Origin of the sequence: Agriterribacter humi (assembly GCF_009192765.1) — a bacterium.
GTDB classification, from domain to species: domain Bacteria; phylum Bacteroidota; class Bacteroidia; order Chitinophagales; family Chitinophagaceae; genus Agriterribacter; species Agriterribacter humi.
In genome coordinates this window covers 116,744-133,466 of the sequence record NZ_VOHQ01000003.1, presented here as the reverse complement: position 1 = coordinate 133,466, position 16,723 = coordinate 116,744, and the positions used below count along the sequence as shown (strand labels likewise).

The 16,723-nt window shown below is 42.1% G+C and carries 15 protein-coding genes; 9 read left to right on the top strand and 6 right to left on the bottom strand.

What is annotated here, in order from left to right; translation table 11 throughout:
- The first annotated feature begins 63 nt into the window (after nt 1–63).
- Complete coding sequence (locus FRX45_RS06985; RefSeq protein WP_152267693.1) at nt 64–1,113, top strand: 3-oxoacyl-ACP synthase III family protein; 1,050 nt, start codon at nt 64–66, stop codon at nt 1,111–1,113.
- Here FRX45_RS06985 and mtgA read toward each other — a convergent pair.
- From mtgA to FRX45_RS06960, 5 genes are all read right to left on the bottom strand, one after another.
- Complete coding sequence (gene mtgA, locus FRX45_RS06980; RefSeq protein ID WP_193311613.1) at nt 1,099–1,824, bottom strand: monofunctional biosynthetic peptidoglycan transglycosylase; 726 nt, start codon at nt 1,822–1,824, stop codon at nt 1,099–1,101. The genes FRX45_RS06985 and mtgA overlap by 15 nt on opposite strands.
- Before the next feature lie 53 nt (nt 1,825–1,877).
- Nucleotides 1,878–2,432, bottom strand: a complete 555-nt coding sequence (locus FRX45_RS06975; RefSeq protein WP_152267692.1) for a hypothetical protein — start codon at nt 2,430–2,432, stop codon at nt 1,878–1,880.
- A 76-nt stretch (nt 2,433–2,508) separates the two neighbouring features.
- On the bottom strand, nt 2,509–3,150 hold the full coding sequence (locus tag FRX45_RS06970) for a LysE family translocator (RefSeq protein ID WP_226805049.1): 642 nt from the start codon (nt 3,148–3,150) through the stop codon (nt 2,509–2,511).
- A gap of 98 nt (nt 3,151–3,248) precedes the next feature.
- A complete protein-coding gene (locus FRX45_RS06965; protein WP_152267690.1) occupies nt 3,249–4,775 on the bottom strand; it encodes a GH3 family domain-containing protein in 1,527 nt (508 codons plus the stop codon).
- 192 nt (nt 4,776–4,967) lie between these two features.
- Nucleotides 4,968–6,185 carry a glycosyltransferase family 2 protein gene (locus FRX45_RS06960; RefSeq protein ID WP_193311612.1) on the bottom strand — a complete coding sequence of 406 codons (1,218 nt, stop codon included), beginning with the start codon at nt 6,183–6,185 and terminating at the stop codon, nt 4,968–4,970.
- A gap of 156 nt (nt 6,186–6,341) precedes the next feature.
- On the opposite strand from FRX45_RS06960, the gene FRX45_RS06955 reads away from it, so the two are divergent.
- Nucleotides 6,342–8,189, top strand: coding sequence for a 2-oxoacid:acceptor oxidoreductase subunit alpha (locus tag FRX45_RS06955; protein WP_152267688.1), 1,848 nt, complete (start codon nt 6,342–6,344; stop codon nt 8,187–8,189).
- A 1-nt stretch (nt 8,190) separates the two neighbouring features.
- On the opposite strand, the gene idi is transcribed toward FRX45_RS06955, so the two are convergent.
- Nucleotides 8,191–8,718 carry an isopentenyl-diphosphate Delta-isomerase gene (idi, locus tag FRX45_RS06950; protein WP_193311611.1) on the bottom strand — a complete coding sequence of 176 codons (528 nt, stop codon included), beginning with the start codon at nt 8,716–8,718 and terminating at the stop codon, nt 8,191–8,193.
- Nucleotides 8,719–8,861: 143 nt separating this feature from the next.
- Between idi and FRX45_RS06945 the strand changes: the two genes are divergently transcribed.
- From FRX45_RS06945 to FRX45_RS06915, 7 genes are all read left to right on the top strand, one after another.
- Nucleotides 8,862–9,344, top strand: a complete 483-nt coding sequence (locus FRX45_RS06945) for an RNA polymerase sigma factor (protein WP_152267687.1) — start codon at nt 8,862–8,864, stop codon at nt 9,342–9,344.
- A gap of 28 nt (nt 9,345–9,372) precedes the next feature.
- Nucleotides 9,373–10,524, top strand: a complete 1,152-nt coding sequence (locus FRX45_RS06940) for an anti-sigma factor family protein (RefSeq protein ID WP_152267686.1) — start codon at nt 9,373–9,375, stop codon at nt 10,522–10,524.
- 28 nt (nt 10,525–10,552) lie between these two features.
- Nucleotides 10,553–11,407, top strand: a complete 855-nt coding sequence (locus FRX45_RS06935) for an outer membrane beta-barrel protein (RefSeq protein WP_152267685.1) — start codon at nt 10,553–10,555, stop codon at nt 11,405–11,407.
- Nucleotides 11,408–11,609: 202 nt separating this feature from the next.
- Complete coding sequence (locus FRX45_RS06930; RefSeq protein WP_152267684.1) at nt 11,610–12,446, top strand: OmpA family protein; 837 nt, start codon at nt 11,610–11,612, stop codon at nt 12,444–12,446.
- Nucleotides 12,447–12,591: 145 nt separating this feature from the next.
- Entirely contained in the window at nt 12,592–13,140 is a 549-nt protein-coding gene (locus FRX45_RS06925) for a thioredoxin family protein (protein ID WP_152267683.1), read from the top strand.
- A gap of 103 nt (nt 13,141–13,243) precedes the next feature.
- Complete coding sequence (locus FRX45_RS06920; RefSeq protein WP_152267682.1) at nt 13,244–14,056, top strand: glucose 1-dehydrogenase; 813 nt, start codon at nt 13,244–13,246, stop codon at nt 14,054–14,056.
- Between the two features lie 49 nt (nt 14,057–14,105).
- Nucleotides 14,106–16,700: an MGH1-like glycoside hydrolase domain-containing protein gene (locus tag FRX45_RS06915; protein ID WP_152267681.1), complete on the top strand. Its 2,595-nt coding sequence runs from the start codon at nt 14,106–14,108 to the stop codon at nt 16,698–16,700.
- Nucleotides 16,701–16,723 lie beyond the last annotated feature (23 nt).

Here is a 16,723-nt window from a genome sequence, read left to right as displayed (position 1 = left end):
TTTCTATATTTCCGTTGCCTTACTGGCCTATATCTGAATATTTTCACCGTTAAAACGCTTGCTATGTTGCGCACAAAAATTGCCGGAATAGGAATGTATGTTCCCGAACAGGTTGTTTCCAATGATGATCTGAAAAAATATATGGATACAAATGATGCATGGATACAGGAACGTACCGGCATTAAAGAAAGAAGATATGCAAAACGCACCGGTGAAACAACCACTACTATGGGTGTGGAGGCTGCAAAAAAAGCAATGGAAAGGGCGGGTACTACCGCACAGGATATTGACTTTATTATTTTTGCCACATTAAGCCCCGACTACTATTTTCCGGGTTGTGGCGTATTGGTTCAGCGGGCGCTGAAAATGAAAGAAATAGGTGCATTGGACGTTCGTAACCAATGCAGCGGATTTATATATGCGCTAAGTGTGGGCGACCAGTTCATTAAATCGGGCATGTATAAAAATATCCTGGTGATAGGAAGTGAGAAACATTCTTTCGGGCTGGATTTCAGCACCAGGGGTCGAAATGTGTCTGTTATTTTTGGAGATGGTGCGGGTGCTGTAGTATTACAACCTGCAGAAAACGATAAGCAGGGAATATTAAGCACACACTTGCACAGCGATGGGGAAAGCGCTGAATTATTAGCAATGTACAACCCGGGTACGCATGCCAATTACTGGACAGAAAAGCAACTGGCAGATTTTGATGATGCTGAAATAGCAAATATGTTCATGAGCCATAACATGATTGACAATGCTCAGAATTTTCCTTTTATGGATGGGCCATCCGTATTTAAAAAGGCTGTTGTAAAAATGCCCGAAGTGATTATGGAAGCGCTTGCTGCCAATCAACTTACACCCGCTGATATCAATATGCTGATTCCGCACCAGGCCAATTTACGCATCAGCCAGTTTGTTCAGAATCAATTGGGATTAAGAGACGACCAGGTGCACAATAATATCCAGCAATATGGTAATACAACCGCTGCATCTATTCCTATAGCCTTGTGCGAAGCCTGGGAAAAAGGGAAAATAAAGGAAGGCGACCTGGTTTGTCTTGCCTCATTTGGAAGTGGCTTTACATGGGGCAGTGCATTACTGAGATGGTGAACCTTTTTTATTTTTTTTGCCGGTCAAAACCTTTATTATATCTGCATCACCATCCAGGATATTCATTTGCAACAGCACCCATGGATAGCGAACCGCTACAAAGCGTGATAAAGGTTTTACCGTGTACCGGACAGGGTTAGGCAATGATGATGCGATCATAGCTGCTTCACTCCTGGTAAGTTTAGCGGCAGGTTTTTTAAAATAATGCTGCGCAGCGGCTTCAATGCCAAATATACCCTTCCCCATTTCAACAACATTAAGGTAAACTTCCAGTATGCGCTCCTTTCCCCATATCCATTCGATCATAAAAGTGAAATACATTTCCATTCCTTTGCGAATCCAGTTGCGGCTCTGCCATAAAAAAACATTTTTGGCTACCTGCTGGCTAATGGTGGATGCGCCCACGATCCTGTTCTTTTTTTTCTGGTTCTTTTCAATCGCTTTTTGAATGCTTTTCCAGTCAAAGCCATTATGATCGGGAAAAAGCTGATCTTCCGAAGCAATAACGGCTAAACCGGCATGTGGAGATATTTTATCAGCAGTAACATAATCTCTTGCCAGCCCGTTGCCACTCAGGAAGCTACCTAACTGGGTAAGCGTTATGGGGGGATTGATCCATTTCAAAATAATAATATATACAAATTGTAAAATGAATAGGATCAGGAACAGCCTTTTACAAAAACGCCAAACGCGGGCAAAGAAATTTTTCACAATATGCAAAATAATAAGGCTGCAAAATAAAACAAATGCATTAGCCTTACGCGTTATTTCTGCGGTGATGACATTTTTATATATTCCATTTTATATTTTTTTCCTACAGGGTAATAATATTTCCTCAGCTTACGCATTGTAAAACCCAGCACTGCCACACCACCTGAAATGGCCAGGGTTGAAGGATAAATTTTTCTTTTTTGTATCAGTCCGTTAAAAGTGTGCAGGAAAGCATAACCTCCGCCGCCTATCATAAACAATGTACCATTGCGTATAAATTCAAATGCTTTTGGCGGCTTGGGTATGGCAGCTATTTCTTTATAGTGAAACTGCAGATCATAGTGACCAATGGTATCCTGCACGTTTGTACCCCATGGGGTGGGAGACATTCTAACATCATACTGTATCATGTATATGGTATCGTTATAAATCTTCTCAATAACTCCATTTACCGCCGACCCGTTAAGATGAATAAATTCAATGAGCATTCCTCTAAAATAAGTTTTGATGGTGCGGTCTTTTTTCCTGAATGATAAAAAATCACTCTGTTGGGAGAATGAAAAAAGAGAAATGAAAAAGCATGCCGGCAGCAATAGAAGTTTGCGCATGAAATAAATTTATGGTTTGTAGCTGAGGTCTTTTGACCCGATACCCTTGTAACCTTGCAACCTGTAACTTGTAACCTTAATGCACCTTATCACTCCAAAAAATTATTCCGTATATAAGAGCAAAGGCAAATCCAATTAAGATACCTCCTGAAATTTTTGTGATCAATGAAATATTATGCACGGTTAATCTTTTGCGCAAACTGCCGGCCAGCAATACTTTGGCAGCATCTGCCAGTATATTGAACAATATGCATGTGGTAAATATTATGATACGCTGCTGAAGTGTATGGGTAACCGCAAATGCAGTGGCGTTTACCAGCCAAAAGATAATAACGCTTGGATTGAGGGTATTGATCAGAAATCCGGAAAGAAAGATCTGGGTATGATCCTTCCTGTCTAATTTAACTTCCAGCCCGCTGCCGTTTGCCCTGATCTTAACTTTTTTAAAAAAAAGATAATATACGCCCATGGCCAGTAAAAACGAACTTCCGGTATAGCCGATCAGCTTTTTATATTCCAGCAGCTCCTTTACCAATTCGGTAAACGCATTGCTTAATATCACCAGAACGATGTCGCTTATCCATACTCCTGCTACAAAGCTAAAACCACCTTCATGGCCATTATAAATACTTTGTTTGATTATAGTAAAAATAACCGGACCTACAGATAAGGCTAAAATTAACCCCAAAGCCAATCCTTTCAAAAGGGCCTCAATCATGATTTACCTTTTAGATTCATCAATTTGAAGGTATAAATGTAAGAAACCATGGTTAACTGTTCTTGTAAAAAACCGTTAACGAAAACAGGGAACATCGTTTATATGGTTGCAGAAGTAATAAATTGTTGCCATTCTTCCAGCATTTTCCCCTTCATAACCCTGGGAAACTTGTGTTGCCCGCCCAACTTGCCCTTTTGCTGCATAAATTCCATAAAGTTCTTTTCACTCAAAACCGTCAGTAATACTTCCTTCAATGCACTCCTTCTTTCTACAGCATAGTCATCATTCAGGTCTTTCAGATTATTGTCTATAGCTACACGCAGCTTTTCTGCATCTACGGCATCATCACAGGCAACATACCAGTGATGTGCAAAAAATGATTCATAAGGAATGCCCGCGACCGTAAATTCGGGAATGGAAATATTCATTTGCTGTCCCGCCAGTTGAATGGCTTTATTCATATTATCAACACTCAGGTGTTCTCCCACCAGGCTCAGGAAATGTTTTGTTCTTCCGGTAATAATTATTTCCGATCTTTTTTTATCTGTAAACCTTACAGTGTCTCCAATAAGATACCTCCATGCTCCCGCGGAAGTGCTCAGTAAAATAGCATAATCCTTTTCTTCTTCCACTTCATCTAAAAGCAGCGCCTGTGCATTGGCTTTAATATTTCCTTCAGGATCGAAATTTTGATTATTGAAAGGAACGAATTCAAGAAAAATATGCTCGTTGGTGCTTAATTTCATCCCCTTTCCGTTCTGCCTGTCCTGGTAAGCGATAAAACCTTCCGAGGCAAGATAGGTTTCAATATAGGTAAGTGGTTTGCCCAGCAATTTTTCAAACCCTTTTTTATAAGGATTAAATGCTACGCCACCATGCACATAAAAGGCAAGGTTAGGCCATATTTCATGTATGTTCTTCAGGTGATACCTATCTATGATCATCTCCATACACATCTGGATCCATGCCGGCACACCTACTACAAATCCTATATCCCAGTGAGGGGCCTGCTCAACCACCTCATCTAACTTGGTATTCCAGTCTTTGGTGCGTGCAATTTTTTTTCCCGGCTTATAAAAAGGAGTAAACCAGAAAGGCACTTTTTTAGCGGTAATGCCGCTCAGGTCGCCCGAATAGTAACCGGGCCCTTTTTGCAGATCAGTACTTCCCCCCAGCATGAGCCAGCCTTTGCGGATAGACCGTACAGGAATATTTTCATAATTGCGCAGGGTAAGCATTTGCTTGATCATTACGATACGGTTACCCCGCATCAGGTCGTTGGTAATGGGTATATATTTACTGGCAGATCCCGAAGTGCCTGAGCTAAGTGCAAAAAATTCAATCTTCCCCGGCCAGCATACATCGGGAATACCGTCTAATGTACGGTGCCACCATTCACTGTAGATGCTGTCGTAATCAAAAACAGGAACATGTTGCTGAAACATTTTCTCAGGGTGTTTGTGCAGCAATATTTCATCAAAATGATAGGTCTGCCCAAACTCGGTGTATCGTGCCTTTTTTAATAATTTTTTTAAAACACGGCCTTGTTGCCGCTGTTGCGGCCCCGCATGCAATTTTAATGTTCTTGCAATTGTTTTAGGAATCGGTATTTCAATAAGCCCCATTGAATAGAGATGGGTTAAATGATATTTTGTTAACGGGCAAATGTATGACACTAGTTCGTATGTGCCTAAATTCCTGTAGCTTTTGTACTATACAGACGTTGCAAATTCAGTTGTTTTGTGCCCCGGTATATTCTTAAGCACACGTTTCAAATAAATAATAAATATTTCATAGCATGTTCCTTACAATGCCTGTCATTGCCGCATAAACAACTCCCAGGCTATGCCTTTACTCCCGGCAGCATGTATCCCTACCCTTATTCCCGTGCTGTTCAGCCCCTCTGTTAACCTTATTATTTCTCCGAAAGCGTATTTTCCTTCACAAATAACAATGTTTTTGATATTGCCATTTTTTAATATGCCGGACATATTACTGTGGCTTCCCGCAGCATTTTGCTCAACCGGTAAAAAATCAATTTTCCAGGCCTTCCTGCTATTGGTATTGTTTATCAATGCCAATACCTCTTTATAATTTTCCTCTTCACCTATAACAAGCACCTGTCTTGAACTTTCCTTGTTTTGTATTTTATTAAATTGCTTTTTAGCCGCATTTGCATTATTTCTTATCCAGTACAGCAAATTCGCTATAGCCGCCCTTAACCATATACCTGCTTGTATGCAGGCATTATATAAGCCGGATCTGTGCTTTCCATAATGTTTATTAGCGAAAACCCGCATGGCCTGGTAAAACATACGCACATAGCGCATGTTTTTCTGAGGGGTACTTTTTCCTTTAAAATGAAGTATGGTTACTCCGGGATAATAATAATTCTTATACCCCTGCTTTTGAATACGGTAGCTCAGGTCAATATCTTCGCCATACATAAAAAAAGCTTCATCAAAGCCGCCGGTAATATCCAGCACGGTTTTCTTTATCATCATAAAAGCGCCGGCCAGCACATCCACTTCATGGATTTGGCCTTCGCTTAAGTTGCCGAGATAATATTTTGCAAGGCGTGTGGAAAGGGGAAATAAACGGGCAAGCCCTGTGAGCTTAAAAAAAGAAGTTGCCGGTGAAGGAAAAGCTCTTTTGCTTTCTTTTAAAAAATGACCCGATTCGTCAATCATCCGTACACCCAGGGCGCCGGCCTGTGGATGTGATTTGAAAAAATCAATGCATTTTTCAAAGCAATCTTCGCCAACAATGGTATCGGGATTTAAAAAAAGAATATACTCCCCCGTGGAATGTACTAAGCCCAAATTACAGGCTTTTGCAAAACCCAGGTTTTCGCTGAGCCAGTAAAATTGCACCTGCGTAAAGCCCTCTTCGAGATAATCGCGGCTGCCATCGGCAGAATGATTGTCAACTACTATTACTTCCATTGCAATACCCCGCCCTGCCTTATACACGGCGTACAGGCATTGTTCCAGGAAATATTTTACGTTATAGTTAACGATGATTACAGAAAGCACAATAATATCAGATTAAAGCAACGAATTAAGAAATTTTAAAGAAGGCCGCAAAATCTTATCTGTAATTCCCATATTCAGACAAACTCATGACTGAAATTTTTGCCTGCGCAAATGCATGTTGAACTAACTTTGCAAAGTTTCATTTAAATAAGAACAATGGCTACTAAGACAGAAGTTTTACAGGAAGTAGTAATCAAATTTGCAGGAGACAGTGGTGATGGCATGCAGCTTACCGGGAGCCAGTTCACCAATAACACCGCCCTTTTGGGTATAGATCTGGCCACTTTCCCTGATTTCCCCGCAGAGATACGCGCTCCGCAGGGCACATTACCCGGCGTAAGTGGCTACCAGTTGCGTTTTTCCAGTGATATGGTGTACACACCCGGCGATGAATGCGATGTGCTGGTGGCCATGAATGCGGCAGCTTTGAAAGTAAATCTGAAGTCACTGAAAAAAGGGGGAAGAATAATCGCCAACACGGACGGGTTCGATGTTAAAAACCTCAGGCTGGCCAATTATCCTGATGGTATTAATCCCTTAGCAGACGACAGCCTCAGCAGCTATGAGGTAATAAAAATGGATGTTACCAAAATGACCCGCGAGGCATTGAAGGATATTACCATGGGTACCAAGGAAAAAGACAGGGCGAAGAACATGTTCGTACTGGGTTTTTTATACTGGATGTACAACCGCAGCATGGACAATACGATTCAGTTCATTGAAGAAAAATTTGGAAAGAAACCCGAAATATTTGAAAGCAATGTAAAAGTGCTTAAAGCCGGATATAATTATGGCGATACCACTGAGGCTTTTGGCACCACTTATACCGTAGCCAAAGCACGCATGGAAAGCGGCACTTACCGCTCTATTATGGGCAACCAGGCGCTCACTTACGGGCTGATCGCTTTTTCTCAAAAAAGCGGGCTGCCCATATTCCTGGGGTCCTATCCCATTACACCAGCTTCGGATATTTTACATGAGCTCAGCCGCCATAAGTCCTTTGGCATACGTACTTTCCAGGCAGAAGATGAAATTGCAGGAATTTCCGCTTCCATTGGCGCTGCCTATGGGGGCAGCCTGGGTGTTACTACCACTTCCGGGCCCGGGATGGCTTTAAAAACAGAAGCAATGGGACTGGCTGTTATGCTTGAAATTCCACTGGTTATTATAGATGTTCAACGGGGGGGACCTTCTACCGGTTTACCCACCAAAACGGAGCAAAGTGATTTATTGCAGGCATATTATGGAAGAAACGGAGAATGTCCTATGCCGGTAGTTGCCGCTTCTTCACCGCACGATTGTTTTGATGCCATATATGAAGCCTGCCGTATTTCGGTGCAGCACATGACCCCCATTATTTTTTTAAGTGATGGTTATATTGCCAATGGAGCCGAGCCCTGGCGTTTTCCCCAAAGCAGTGATTTACCGGAAGTGCCGGTTCATTTCAAAAAAGAACTGGGGCATGGGGAAGAAAAATATCATCCTTACCTGCGCGATGAAAAACTGGTTCGTTCATGGGTAGTGCCGGGCACACCCGGACTGGAACATCGTATTGGCGGCATTGAAAAGCAAAATATTACAGGAAATGTAAGCTATGATCCTGAAAATCATCAGTTGATGGTAAAGATCAGGGAAGAAAAGGTAGATAAGATAGCCGATGATATTCCCGAACAACGATTAGACAGTGGTGCGGAAAAAGGCAAATTGCTGGTGCTTGGCTGGGGCTCTACTTATGGAGTTATAAAAAGCGCTGTTGCAGAACTGCAATCCCAGGGGCATGAAGTTTCCCATGCGCATATCCGTTATGTAAGGCCATTTCCACGCAATCTTGGGGATATCATTAAAAACTTTGAACAGGTACTTATTCCTGAGATCAATAATGGACAGCTCATTAAAATTATCCGCGACAAATACCTGGTAGACGCCAAAGCCTATAATAAAATCATGGGTATACCTATTACCAAAGGCGAATTAACAGAGGTGATGAAGAAAATGCTGGTTTGACTCAAATCCCTTTTCTGTGTGCCTTAATGAGGGGAAAAGCAATGGCAAACCATGCTGTATAATGACCGGGATCTGCTTCCAGTTCTTCCCGGATCGCATCCATTGACTTATAACAAAACGCATTTACCTCCGATGGATCCGGCACAATTTCTCCTTCATATTCACCCATAAATACATGGTCAAATTCATTTTCTGTAAGACCATTATCAAAACCGGCTTTATATATGAAATCAAAGGCTTTCTGCAGGGGAACAACAAAACCAAGTTCCTCTTTTAACCGCCTTTGAGCACCGGCTATAGTGGTTTCACCCGGACGGGGATGGCTGCAACAGGCGTTGGTCCACAAGCCCGCACTATGATATTTGCCCCGGGCCCGCTGCTGCAACAACATTTCTCCTTTATTATTAAAAATAAATACACTGAAAGCCCTGTGTAAGAGCGCCTTGCGGTGTGCCTCCATTTTTTCCATGGTACCTACCTGCTCATCCCTTTCATTCACCAAAATAATATCGTGTACCGGGTTATTCACTTCAATGTTTTTAAGGATTTAACGCCTGGCTGCAAACCTATATCATTTAATTTTTACTTTGATGTAACTTTTATGCCGTTTAACCGTATAATAAACAAAATCACACATTAGGGAGGTAATTTTAAGGGAATTTAACTGACTGTATGACCGAAAGAGAGTATAATGAATGTGTTAACTGCTATGCAGACAATGTATACAGATTTATCCTGAAAAATCTCAGGCATGAAGAAGATGCCCGCGATGTAGTACAAACCGCATTTGAAAAGTTGTGGCGAAACAGGAATGAAGTACACTATGAAAAAAGCAAATCATACCTGTTTACTGTGGCCTATAACCAAATGATTGATCACATCAGGAAAGGGAAACGCATAAGCTTAAAAGAAGATTTCAGGGAAGATGCCGGTATTGCGCAGCCAAAGCACAGTGTAAGAAAAATACTGGAGCAGGCATTGGCAAGATTGAACGAGACCCAACGTTCATTGGTGATGCTGAAAGATTATGAAGGTTATTCGTACGAAGAAATTGGCAAAATAACGGGACTGAGCGAAAGCCAGGTAAAAGTATACCTGCACCGCGCCCGGTTGCAATTAAAAGAATACCTGGTTAAAATGGAAAATGTGATATAAGTGGTAAGTGACAAGAAAAAAATTAAACATGAAAATTAACAGGCATAATTACGAAATGTTCTTTCTGCTGTATGCAGATAATGAACTGGATATGGCAGAGCGTAAAGTGGTGGAAGCCTTTGTTGACCTCCATGCCGACATGAAGGAAGAATTACAATCCCTCATGCAAACCCGCCTCTCTACCGATGAAATAATTCCCTTCCCGCATAAAACAGCCTTATATAAATCAACGTCCTCCCTCATTACTACAAACAATTACGAAGAATATTTTGTGTTGTATGCAGATGACGAGCTCAATGCAGAACAACAAAAGGAAGTAGAAGATTTTATAGCAGCACATCCGCAGAAGAAGGCAGAACTTACACTTTTGCAACGTGTAAAATTACAACCCCATAATGCAATTGTATTTGCCAATAAGGATTCATTGTACCGTACAAAAAAAACAACGGCACGGGTGCTTTTATTGCAGTGGAGACGAATGGTTGCGGCCGCTGCCATTATAGCAATAGGCAGTTGGCTGTGGATGAACGCCGGCAACATTATTCCCCGCCAGGCAAAAGAGCAATCCTTGGCGGTGGAAAAGTGGCTAACTCCCCGGGAGCCCATCCAAAATGAAAATAAAGAATCAAAAGAAGCCCCTCCTTTGATGGAATTAAAAGGATCTGGCGGGCAGTTGGCTGCAACGGAAAAAGAAGAGTCGGCCAATAAAAATGCAATGGCCGCTAACAAAGAACAAAAGAACAGCAACCGTACATTGAACAGGCTCCGGGCGCCAGCAAACAGTATTGCAAATGCTGAAAGAATAAAAGCGCCGATGGCTGTTGATCATGAACCACCTTCTGCTGATCAAACTGAAAAACTGGCTGCGCAGATTCCGCTTGTCATTAAAGAGAAAAAGTTGATCAAAAGCAGTGCTGTTGTTGCAGAAGAAGTGAAACCCCTGATCCTTGATCAGGCTGTCTTCCAACAGAAGGATAATGAAATGATGTATGAAGCGATAACCAAAACGGATGAAGGCATCGCCTATTTAGATACAGATAATACAGAAAAAAAATCAAAAGGAATGTTTCGTGGATTATTAAGAAAGGCGTCCCGCTTTGTTGATCACGTTACAAATCCCGACATAAACGATAAACAATCTGTTGTGCGGGTTGCCAGTTTTGAAATTACCAGAAAATAACAAACTCATCAATTTTAAACCAGGAACAATGAAAAAAGTACATCTAATGATGATGGGCGGCGTATTGCTATGCCTTACAGGAATGGCACAAACAGATACTATGCCACAGGAAAAACCCACTACGGATACCTTAAGAGTAGGCTCTATTATTATTATTAAAAACGGGAAGGAAGACAAAAGTGAAGATGATATGCGTCACAAACAAGGGAACCCGCACAGAAGCCGCTGGAAAAACAAAGTCTCTACCAATTGGTTTGTTGTGGACCTGGGCTTTGCCAATCACAATGATAAAACAAATTATGGCACTGCAGAAGCCCAGTCATTTGTGCATGGGGCCACACTGGCGCACCCTGCTGATAAGAGTGATTTTAATGTAAAGACGGGATCCTTCAATTTTAATGTCTGGCTTTTTATGCAGCGCATGAGCCTCTACAAACAGGTAGTTAACCTTAAATATGGGGCGGGAATAGAATTGTATAAATATTATTACAAATCGGGTATCCGCTATATAGAGGCTCCCAACCCTTATGTGGAAAGGCAAAATACCAGTTTCAAAAGAAATAAGCTGGCTTTTGATTACGTAACTGTTCCGCTAATGCTGAATATTAACCCAAACCCCGGGCACAAAAATGGCGGATTGAATATTAGCGTGGGTGCAAGCGCCAGTTATTTGTATGGTGCAAGAAATAAACAAAAGAGCGATGATCTGGGCAAACAGAAATTCGCAGGCGACTTTAACCTCGAAAGATGGAAGCTCGCCTATATTGCAGAACTGGGATTAGGACCCGTGCGCCTATATGGTTCGTATGCTATTACTCCTTTACACCAGTACGGCGTGGATCAGCACCCTTACGCAGTGGGCGTACGTTTTAGCAGTTGGTAAAATTGTAGGTTATACCGTTTCTCCTGTTGTTTGATCACCTCCTGAATGAGCAGGAGGTTTTTTTATGCCAGGAAGCATAATATGGGTGCATGGGATTCAAAATCATGCGCAACAAAATATTTCTTTAATTTTGGGCAGCATCATCATTCTATCACAGCAACTATTCATTTATGTTAGTTGTAAACAGAAAAACCATTCCATTATGAAGCATCTGCTACTTTCTCTTGCAATCTTGATAGTTTGCGCCAGTTTTACCTCCTGTGTGTCCAAGAAAAAATTCGTCCAGGCTACCAATGCCATTAACGCATTACAACAGGATAGTCTCCGTTTTGAAAATGACCTTTCAACCCTGCGTAAAAACCTGAGAGAAAGCGGGCAGCAAAATGAATCTTTAAAAAAGGAGCTTAATGATATTACTTCAGCCAAAAGCCTGAAAGAGCAGGAACTGAACAATGCACAGCAACTCCTCACCAGCACCAAAGAACAACTGAGCAACACTACACTTACTATTGAAGAGCAGCAAAAAAGATTAGAAGCGTTGCAAAAGCTTATTGATCAGCAGCGCAGTGTGGTGGAAAACCTGCGTAAGACCATTAACAATGCGCTGGGCCAATATAAAGCCGAAGATCTTGATGTATTTGTAAAGGATGGTAAAGTATATGTATCCTTACAGGAAAAGCTGCTTTTTAAATCGGGTAGTGCAGTGGTGGGTAAAGACGGGCAGGAAGCATTGGGTAAAATAGCCCAGGTGCTGAATACCGATCCTAAAATACAGATCGTGGTAGAAGGGCATACCGATAGTATCCCTATCCGCAGAACATTTGAAGATAACTGGGCATTAAGCACAGCACGGGCAGTTTCCATCGTGCGCATCCTGACGAAAGATTACCAGGTAGACCCTGCAAGGGTGGTAGCCTCGGGACACAGCTATTTTGACCCGCGTGATACCAATGCCACAACAGAAGGCCGGGCACTTAACCGCAGAACAGAAATCATTCTTTCACCCAACTTAGATGAATTGTACAGGCTGATGGAATAAATAATATTTAAATCATTCCGGATACATGAATAAAAGCGGCACCTGAACTCCTGTGCCGCTTTTATTTTTACAGGTATTGAACTCAGACTAAGAGGTTGCAATCTTCTGTTATTACAATTGTGTAGTTTTGATAAAAGAACAATATATGAAAAGACTAACCTCATTTGCAATATTTATCTTTCTGTTCTTATCTACCGCATTCACACAAGTTCGTTCTGCAACGGAAATTTTAAATGAAGCCAATGCACAGGCGGCAAAAGAAAATAAAAATGTATTCGTGATCTTTCATGCTTCATGGTGCGGATGGTGCCATAAAATGGATAGTGCCATGAATGATCCCGTATGTAAAAAATTTTTTGACGATAATTTTATCGTCTGCCACCTGGTAGTGATGGAATCAAAAGGAAAAGAGCATTTACAAAATCCGGGAGCCATGGCTTTGATGAACAGATACACGGCCGGTAATTCAGGTATCCCCTTCTGGCTGATTTTTAATAGCGAGGGGAAACTGCTCGCCGATTCAAAAATACGCCCGCCAGGCGCTTCTTTAGATGCACCTGGCAAAAACAGCGGTTGCCCGGCTTCAGAAGCGGAAGTGGCCAACTTTATACAAGTACTCCGGAAAACCGCTTCCTTAAATCAGGAACAACTACTCACTATTCAAAAACGGTTCAGGCAAAATGAATCAAAGTAATTATAGCTTATCGCGGATTGATTATCAGGCTGCCCTAAAACAGTTTGTACATTGGAGAACCTGCCCCGGAAAAACCTTAACTTCTACCTAATTTAAAAAAATCATGGCAGAAAAGAAATTACAAAATCAAGTTGCCATTATTACCGGCGCCAGTTCCGGAATTGGCACCGGTGCAGCAAATGCGCTGGCGGCAGCAGGAGCAACAGTGGTAGTAAACCATCCTGTAGCTGCCACTAAAGATGCCGCGGAAATGGTGCTTGCCGCCATTAAAGCAGCAGGCGGTGAAGGCATTACATTTCAATGCGATGTTAGCCGCGAGGAGGAAGTTGAAAAAATGTTTGCTGAAACGATAGCCCGGTTCGGCACCATTGATATATTGGTAAACAATGCTGGCTTACAACGCGATGCAGCTTTTGAAGAAATGACACTGGAGCAATGGAATACGGTGCTGAGTGTAAACCTCACCGGACAGTTTCTTTGTGCAAGAGCTGCCGTCCGTGAATTTTTGAGAAGAGGCGTCGTACCGCAAAAGTCTAAAGCTGCGGGCAAAATCATTTGCATGAGCAGCGTACACGAGGTAATTCCCTGGGCGGGACACGCCAATTATGCCGCCAGCAAAGGAGGGATTATGCTGATGATGAAAAGCATTGCCCAGGAATTTGCTCCTAAAAAAATCCGGATTAACAGTATTGCACCCGGAGCCATTAAAACGCCTATCAACCACGATGCATGGGCTACTGCGCAGGCAGAAGAAAAATTGCTGCAATTAATACCATACCAACGGGTAGGTGTAGTGGAAGATATTGCCGCGGCCGTTGTGTGGTTAGCCAGCGATGACTCCGACTATGTGAACGGCACTACCTTATTTGTTGACGGTGGTATGACCCTGTATCCGGGATTTAGTGAAAATGGATAAATGATATATTGAGAATAACTTAAGTTATAAACCCTTTTATTGGCTTAATATGAATATAGAACAGGAGCGGCTTTTAATAAAAGGATGGAAAACATGGGGACCTTATGTATCGGAACGGCAATGGGGAACGGTGAGGGAGGATTATAGTTCCAATGGCGATGCATGGCAGTTCACTACGCATGATAAGGCCAGAAGTAAAGCCTGGCGCTGGGGTGAAGAGGGATTGGGTGGTATTTGTGATGATAAACAATTGCTCTGCTTCGCTCCGGCGTTTTGGAATGGTAAGGATCCAATTATTAAGGAACGTTTATTTGGTTTGTCCAATGCCGAAGGCAATCATGGAGAAGATGTAAAAGAGTTATACTACTATCTTGATGCTACGCCTACCCATTCTTACATGAAAATGCTGTATAAATATCCGCAGGCCGAATTCCCTTACCTGCAACTCGTCAGGGAAAATAAAAACAGGAACCGGTTGCAGCCGGAGTTTGAATTAATGGATACCGGAATTTTTAATACCGATGCCTATTTTGATATTTTCATTGAATACGCCAAGGTGGATACCGATGATATCCTTATTCAATTAACCATTTGCAATCGTTCATCCCAACCGGCATCGCTCCAGGTTTTACCTACGCTTTGGTTTCGCAATACCTGGTCGTGGGGTTATGATAATGAAAAGCCATCGCTTTTTGCTGATGATAACCAGTCCATTGCTGTACAGCACACGCGTATGAAACCATTCCGCCTGTATTATCAAAATGCGAATGAGCTTCTATTTTGTGCGAATGAAACGAATACTAAAAAATTGTATGGCTATGATGATGGGAAAAAATATTGCAAAGATGGTATTAATGATTTTATCGTTCATCATCTTCCAACAGTTAATGGCACGAACACGGGAACAAAAGCCGCGATTCATTATGATATCACAGTAGAAGGTAATCAATGTCATGTTATTAAACTGCGCCTGGCGGCTATAGAGATTGATGATGCTTTTGCAAATTTTGATGAACTGCTTCAGCAACGTTTGGAAGAAGCAAATAGTTTTTATAGTGACCTTCAGAAAAATATTAGTTCCGAAGATGAAAAGAATGTACAGCGCCAGGCATTAGCAGGTATGCTATGGAGTAAGCAGTTTTATTATTATGATGTTGGGCAATGGTTAAAAGGCGACCCTGCCGGTCCATTACCTTCTGCCGAAAGACTTGCAGGAAGAAATAATGAATGGAACCATCTGAACAACGCCGATATTATTTCTATGCCCGATAAATGGGAATATCCCTGGTATGCGGCATGGGACCTGGCTTTTCATTGTATTACCCTTGCAATGGTGGATGCTGCATTTGCAAAAAGGCAACTGCTGCTGCTAACGCATGAATGGTATATTCATCCCAATGGCCAGTTGCCGGCTTATGAATGGGCACTGGGTGATGTTAATCCTCCTGTACATGCCTGGGCAACTTACAGCGTATATGAAACCAATAAAAAAAATAACGGGGGCAAAGGCGATACCGCCTTTTTAGAAACGGTTTTTCATAAGCTGATGCTCAACTTTACCTGGTGGGTAAACCGCAAAGATGAAACCGGAAATAATATTTTTGAAGGCGGCTTTCTGGGGATGGATAATATTGGTGTATTTAACCGCAATCAAAAATTTCCCGGAGGAACCGTCTTGGAACAATCGGATGGAACCAGTTGGATGGCGGCCTATTGCTTAAACCTGATGCGGATCGCGCTGGAACTTGCTGAAACCAACCCCGTTTACCAGGATATGGCAACTAAATTTTTTGAACATTTTATGTATATCGCCGGCGCCATGTCTATTATGGGCGAAAATGATAGTGGCTTATGGGATGAAGAAGATGACTTTTATTATGATGAGTTAAAAATACCGGGAGGTAAAGAAATTAAACTGAAGGTAAGATCAATGGTTGGCCTCATCCCTTTGTTTGTGGTGGAAATACTACATGAAACCATACTCGAAAAGCAACCGAAATTCAGAGGGCATCTGGATTGGTTCTTAAAACACCGTCCCGAACTTGCTAACCTGGTTTCGCGCTGGAATGAAAAAGGCGCCAATGAGATGCACCTGCTTTCTTTGCTGCGGGAGCACCGCATGAAAAGGATTTTATACCGCATGCTTGATGAAACGGAGTTCCTCAGCCCATATGGTATCCGGTCGCTGTCCAAATTTCATGAGCAGCATCCCTATACATTAACCAATGATGAAGGAACGTATAACATGCAATATGCGCCCGCTGAATCACCTGTTCCGGTTTTTGGAGGAAATTCCAACTGGCGTGGGCCGGTATGGATGCCGTTAAATTTTTTGATCATTGAATCTCTGCAAAAATTCCACCTGTTTTATGGCGATAAGTTTAAGGCTGAATACCCCACCCATTCCGGCCATTATTTAACACTGGCTCAAATTAGCCAGGAGCTGTCGGTACGATTGAAACAGTTGTTTTTAAAAGACGCCAATGGGAAACGGCCTATATATGGCGACAACGATAAACTCCAAAACGATCCGCATTTTAATAACTATATTTTATTTCACGAATATTTTCATGGCGATAATGGTAAAGGATTGGGTGCATCTCACCAAACCGGGTGGACGGGATTGATAGCGGGATTGCTCTAATGGAGGTTTGTTCAATAAAAAAA

What these genes read in the sequence shown, in the direction of transcription:
- FRX45_RS06920 (WP_152267682.1), top strand. Translation starts at nt 13,244, where the DNA reads ATGGCAGAAAAGAAATTACAAAATCAAGTTGCCATTATTACCGGCGCC.
- FRX45_RS06965 (WP_152267690.1), bottom strand. Translation starts at nt 4,775, where the DNA reads ATGGGGCTTATTGAAATACCGATTCCTAAAACAATTGCAAGAACATTA.
- FRX45_RS06985 (WP_152267693.1), top strand. Translation starts at nt 64, where the DNA reads ATGTTGCGCACAAAAATTGCCGGAATAGGAATGTATGTTCCCGAACAG.
- FRX45_RS06935 (WP_152267685.1), top strand. Translation starts at nt 10,553, where the DNA reads ATGAAAAAAGTACATCTAATGATGATGGGCGGCGTATTGCTATGCCTT.
- FRX45_RS06945 (WP_152267687.1), top strand. Translation starts at nt 8,862, where the DNA reads ATGACCGAAAGAGAGTATAATGAATGTGTTAACTGCTATGCAGACAAT.
- FRX45_RS06915 (WP_152267681.1), top strand. Translation starts at nt 14,106, where the DNA reads ATGAATATAGAACAGGAGCGGCTTTTAATAAAAGGATGGAAAACATGG.
- FRX45_RS06925 (WP_152267683.1), top strand. Translation starts at nt 12,592, where the DNA reads ATGAAAAGACTAACCTCATTTGCAATATTTATCTTTCTGTTCTTATCT.
- FRX45_RS06970 (WP_226805049.1), bottom strand. Translation starts at nt 3,150, where the DNA reads ATGATTGAGGCCCTTTTGAAAGGATTGGCTTTGGGGTTAATTTTAGCC.
- FRX45_RS06930 (WP_152267684.1), top strand. Translation starts at nt 11,610, where the DNA reads ATGAAGCATCTGCTACTTTCTCTTGCAATCTTGATAGTTTGCGCCAGT.
- FRX45_RS06940 (WP_152267686.1), top strand. Translation starts at nt 9,373, where the DNA reads ATGAAAATTAACAGGCATAATTACGAAATGTTCTTTCTGCTGTATGCA.
- FRX45_RS06975 (WP_152267692.1), bottom strand. Translation starts at nt 2,432, where the DNA reads ATGCGCAAACTTCTATTGCTGCCGGCATGCTTTTTCATTTCTCTTTTT.
- FRX45_RS06955 (WP_152267688.1), top strand. Translation starts at nt 6,342, where the DNA reads ATGGCTACTAAGACAGAAGTTTTACAGGAAGTAGTAATCAAATTTGCA.